Below are 2560 nucleotides of genomic sequence, written 5' to 3'. Positions count from 1 at the left end.
GGCTTCAGCGACACTCATATTTGGAAGAGTAAATGAAAGTACAGGTGTGCTTTCACCTTCTACATCTACCACATATGCGCCTAATTCTTTTAATGCTGTTTTTATTTTATCTATTAATTTATCTATTTTAGATTTATCTATTGGGTTTTCAAATGCCCATCTAAGTGCTGCTTCTAATCCCTTAAAAGAAGGTCCATTAGGTGTTCCAGCCTCCATTCTAAGTGGCATAAAATCTGGCATAGTGTCTTGATCACTTAGTATACCTACTCCACCTTGTAAAACTGGATTTAATTTTATATCCTTAGATACATAAAGTCCACCTGTACCTTGTGGTCCAAGTAAGTACTTATGTCCTGTAAATGCGACCATATCAATTCCCCATTTTTCAGGAAGAACATCTATAAGTCCCAAGCTTTGAGATGCATCTAGCAAAACTACTGCACCGTATTTTTTAGCTATTTTAGCTAGAGTCTCGGCGTCATTTACTGCTCCAGTTACATTTGAAGCGTGAGTAAATACTACCATTCTAGGCTTCATTTCTTTTATTTTTGCTTCCCATAATTCTGGATTTATTCTACCTTGATTGTCTACATCCAAAATTTCATAGTCTATTATACCTTTTTGTTTAAGGTAATATAGAGGTCTCAAAACTGAGTTATGTTCTGCAGCTGTAGTTAAAACTTTATCTCCCTTTTGGAAATCAAAGCCATGGATAGCTAAGTTTAATCCAAAAGTAGCATTAGTTCCATAAACTATACTGTCAGAACTTTCAACTTGTAAAAGCTTCGCTAGTAAATCTCTACAAGTATATTTTTCCTCTTCTTCAACACCACTTCTGTGGTCACTTGATGGAAAATCTTCTATAGCTTTTTTTACAGCCTCTGCAACACAGCTTGGTTTTGGCCATGATGTTGCTCCATTATTGAAATAAATCATAAACTATCCCTCCATTTTATTTTTAAATTTTCGTAGGTGTCTTTACCTACATTAGATACGACGTTAGACTCTATTTTGACAGCTGCATTATATCTTTTGATTACATTTTGATATACACTAGCGTCGTCTTTATATTTTTCTATTTTGTTTTTAAATCTATTTTCTACACCCACGAATTTATCTTCATATATTAATTTATCTGCTAAATATAATATAGAATTTTCATTTAGTAAATCCTCATATTCTTGATCTAATGTCATATGAGTTTTTACTATCTCTGCAATTTTATCATATCCTAAATCATCTAAAAATTTAGCACCTTCTAATGCGTGTTTTTTTTCAGATCTTTTTATATCGTGAAGCAATGCTGATGATGAAATCAAGCTTATATCGATTTTAGGTTCACCTAAAGCTTTATTTACAGCTTCTGCTAAATCACAGGCGACTTCTTTTACTTTTTTCGAGTGATTTACTACATTTTGAGGTACATTTGAATAGCTGAGTAAATCCATGCACTCGTCTTCTGTAAGGTAATTTCTATTTTCATAGTAATTTTTTACCCTTTCGAAATCATCTGGTGTATCTGTATCTAATAGCACAAATTTGTCTGGTGTATCTAGTATTATAGAACCCTCATCCATATTTGTAAGAGCTAATTTAAGGCCGCCTTCTCCACTGTAATTTAACAGATAGTCAAAGCACTTAGCGCTTATTATAGTAGGATGTCCTTTGACACCTTTAAATCTAGAATATACAACGCTTTTTTTATTTCTATTCATCTCTTCTACAAGTAAATCTACAGTGTACTTAGTCACAAATCCTATGTCAGCTGGTGTAAATGCAATTGCATCACAACTATCCTTTATCTTCTCTAATCCGATTTTAAATGAATCGTACATTGAGGTTTCTCTAAATTTGTGGTTATAAACCATAGTTACTCCCTCGTCCTTTAGAGCCTTTTCTATTTCTTCACCCCTGTATCCTAAAACAACGCATACATCTTTTATACCACTTCTTCTCAGGCTATCTATAGTATGTAAAATTAAAGGCTTATCGTCTATTGTCATTAAAGGTTTAAAATTTTTCATCCTAGATGAAAGACCTGCAGCTACAATTAATCCACCTATTTTCATTATTTTAAATTTTTCTCCTTTTCAGCTCTTTCATTTATAAGCTCTCCAGCTATACTTACTGCTATTTCAGCTGGAGTTTTAGCAGCTAAATCAATTCCTATAGGTGCATGAACTCTCTTTATATCTTCATCTGTAAATCCTGCTTGTCTTATCTTATCGTAAGTCATTTTTATCTTAGTCTTACTTCCTATCATTCCTATGTAGTAAGCATTAGTCTTCAATGCCCATTCTAAAACATTGTAGTCGTATAAGTGACCTCTTGTTATTATAAGGATGTAGCTATCGTCGTCAATTCCCATATCTGGTATTTCATCCATTCTATCTAAAACTACTACCTTTGAATCAGGGAATCTATCTTTATTTGCAAAATCCGCTCTATCGTCGATTACAATTGTATCGAATTCTATTAGATTTAAAATTGTCGCAACTTCTTTAGAAACATGTCCTGCACCAAAGATGAATGCTTTTCCTGAAGAATGGACTTTTTCAAC

3 protein-coding genes are annotated in these 2560 nt (G+C 33.1%); all 3 read right to left on the bottom strand.

Annotation, left to right across the window (positions count from 1 at the left end; all coding sequences use genetic code 11):
• On the bottom strand, positions 1-936 hold a 936-nt coding region (locus MR593_RS03960), incomplete at its 3' end, for an aminotransferase class V-fold PLP-dependent enzyme (RefSeq protein WP_290687099.1).
• The gene (locus MR593_RS03955) at positions 933-2069 is read right to left on the bottom strand and encodes a DVU_1551 family NTP transferase (RefSeq protein WP_290687097.1); all 1137 of its coding nucleotides are present in this window, start codon (positions 2067-2069) and stop codon (positions 933-935) included. The genes MR593_RS03955 and MR593_RS03960, both read right to left, overlap by 4 nt.
• A partial coding sequence (locus MR593_RS03950; RefSeq protein WP_290687095.1) for an XdhC family protein occupies positions 2069-2560 on the bottom strand: 492 nt, incomplete at its 5' end. The genes MR593_RS03955 and MR593_RS03950, both read right to left, overlap by 1 nt.

Source organism: Intestinibacter sp. (genome assembly GCF_022780145.1).
Taxonomy (GTDB): domain Bacteria; phylum Bacillota; class Clostridia; order Peptostreptococcales; family Peptostreptococcaceae; genus Intestinibacter.
This window is presented reverse-complemented; position numbering and strand designations above follow the sequence as displayed.